General features: G+C 40.1%; 2 protein-coding genes. Both read left to right on the forward strand.

Features of this window, described 5'->3' with window-relative positions:
• Nucleotides 1-206: 206 nt before the first annotated feature.
• Nucleotides 207-758 (forward strand): PH domain-containing protein, encoded by a 552-nt coding sequence (locus tag DSBG_RS21385; protein WP_068967021.1) that lies wholly within the window; start codon nucleotides 207-209, stop codon nucleotides 756-758.
• A 363-nt stretch (nucleotides 759-1,121) separates the two neighbouring features.
• Nucleotides 1,122-2,333 (forward strand): anion transporter, encoded by a 1,212-nt coding sequence (locus tag DSBG_RS21390; protein ID WP_068967023.1) that lies wholly within the window; start codon nucleotides 1,122-1,124, stop codon nucleotides 2,331-2,333.
• Nucleotides 2,334-2,606: the final 273 nt, after the last annotated feature.

The following is a 2,606-nucleotide window of genomic DNA, read 5'->3' on the forward strand; positions in this document are numbered from 1 at the left end:
GTACCGAATATTCTGAATTATGTAGAATGGTGAATGAGAGCGGTGTCTCCAGTTGGCTTGACATCTTAAGTATGGAGAATATCGCCAAGGTAAAGTTGGCTCAAACAGGTGCGTTAGTAAATATTCGAGTGGAGGTAGTAGCAGTGTTCTGGGCGTGATTCCGACGGTTAGGTATATCTTGATCTTGAAGAAGAGAGGCGAAAATAATGAACTATCATCTTAGTATAATTGATGTTCTTAAAGCATGGTTTTTTCCGCTGAATACAATGTCAATTTTAGTTACTATAATCATCATACTGGCAACAATTAACGCAGGCAAGAAGGCATACGGTGATAGAGGTACGCCAATGTTTCCTAAAAGTATTATCATTTTTTTGATATTTCTAGCCGTCCCCGTGCTCCTTGTCGGTTCGGAACTTGGCTCGGGGTGGCAATTGAAAGGCGATGAATTATTACTTAAAGCCCCTCCTTCGAACGCATCTATCGATTTGAAATCAACAAGGATGGCTTGGGTGTCTGGCTCCGACTCAAGTCAATGGGCACCTGAATCAAGAACAAGGGGGATAGGAATAGCAGGTCTAGCGACAGGGTCGTTTATCTTAAAGAACGGAAAAAACGCGGTGCTTTTCTCATATATGTCTGGAAATGATATTGTGGTCTTGAAGTATCAGGACAAATATTACGAAATTACTTATCCTGGAGTCCAAGAACTCTACAAGGAACTCAAATCATTGGGTGTGAAAGAGGGGATGGCCTAATTTCGTTAAGATAAAGTTAAAATATTTGTATGCAAACTGAATCAAACAGCAATAGAAGCAGCAAAACCAACAGGTGGTCCTGGAAATAGTGGCAAAAATAAAGGCAGATTTGCGAGCGTCTAGTGATGCACAAAAATATGCTTAATTGTAAGGGAGGTTAAAATCCTTAGGTCTACTTCGCAAATTTTTCTTCGTTCAGACCGTTTTCGCCGTGCAGTTCAAGTAAAACGATTCTATCCAATCCCTTCTAAAGAGAGGGGATTGGGATTTTTTGCGTTTTCATGAGGAGATTTTATTGATATCGTTTTCGGCACAAGAGGAAGAATTTGAGTTTAATATTGATAAGGGGTCTGTGCTTTATCTATGATAGTTTCAACTTTAATCCTTATGGCAACCTTACTCATATTTACAGTAGGAAAAAGTCCGATTTTTCGAGTGGATCGAGCTGGAGTTGCGATCATTGGCGCTTCCCTGACGATTGCGACAGGAATGACCTTTGATCAGGCTGTCGGAGCGGTTGATTATAGGACTATTGTTCTCTTGTTTTCTATGATGATTATTACTTCTTACCTAAACTTATCCGGTCTCTTTCAGCTAGTTGGTAATTATTCAATGAGTAAGTTACATACTAAAAAACAATTGCTGTTTGTGGTTCTATTATTGACGGGGATTCTATCCGCTTTCTTTATAAATGATATTGTCTGTCTTCTCTTTACCCCAGTGGTAATTCTGATTTGTCGTCGCATGGCACTTAATCCGATCCCATATTTGCTAGGCGTGGCTACCGCCTCAAATATCGGCAGCATGGCCACTTTGATAGGTAACCCGCATAACATTCTGATCGGAAGTCTCTCCCATATGCCTTTTAATTGGTATATGACAGTGGCTGTGCCCCTGTCCCTTGTTGGTCTTATGTTGAATTATATGGTCATCGCTTGGGTATACAGGGAAGAACTCAACGGTCTTCTCCCGAATTGCTCGCCTATTATTGGCGTTGTTCACCGTTACTTGATTAGAAAAGGTTTGGTAGTGATGGTCCTGGTCTTGACCGGATTTCTCATAGGGTTTGATCCTGCCGTTGTTGCCAGTTTAGGTGCTGCTCTTCTCCTAATAACTCGGCGTCTCAAACCGAACAAAGTGTATGCTGGGATCGATTTTAATCTTTTGGTCATATTTATCGGATTATTTGTTATCATCGGCGGTGTAGAACAGAGTGGTCTGATTGGCCAACTACTAAATCCTCGTTTTGTCCAGAATGTACAGAGTCTACCCCTATTTACAGTCTTAACTATTCTATTTTCCAATGTAGTAAGTAATGTGCCGGCGGTAATGATGCTGAAATTTCTAATTCCAACATCCTCTGCTCATGTATGGTGGGCCAGCATGGCGGTTTTTAGCACCTTAGCAGGTAATCTCACTCTGACTGGTTCCATAGCCAATCTAATCGTGGTCGAACAAGCTAAAAAACAAAACGTTGATATCAGTTTTTCCACTTACCTTAAAATCGGATTCCCATTAACTATAGTACTGGTCGTTATAGGGTCGGTGTACTTTAGGTTGCTTTTTGGGTTATGATGCACATGCAGCAGTCTCTTTTCATAAAATAATTAATCGGACTACTTAAATGTGAATGAGGCCGTTACTTTAATACAAAATTAGCGGTTCTCTTATTGGAAGGGAAGGAAGATGTATAAAACACTATCGATAGCATACATCGATATGCAATTACCTAAAAACCGGTGAGTATCCTATGAAAATTTATAAGAATACCCTCACGTCACATTTATGACATGAGGGTATTCTTATTTTAGAATGAGAAAGCGTGGAAAGTTAATGATCTTTTGGTAC

The sequence above is a fragment of the Desulfosporosinus cupriresistens genome (assembly GCF_001707885.1).
In the GTDB taxonomy this organism is placed as follows: domain Bacteria; phylum Bacillota; class Desulfitobacteriia; order Desulfitobacteriales; family Desulfitobacteriaceae; genus Desulfosporosinus.

Coding starts and splice junctions, on each gene's coding strand:
- DSBG_RS21385 (WP_068967021.1), top strand. CDS start 207: ATGAACTATCATCTTAGTATAATTGATGTTCTTAAAGCATGGTTTTTT.
- DSBG_RS21390 (WP_068967023.1), top strand. CDS start 1,122: ATGATAGTTTCAACTTTAATCCTTATGGCAACCTTACTCATATTTACA.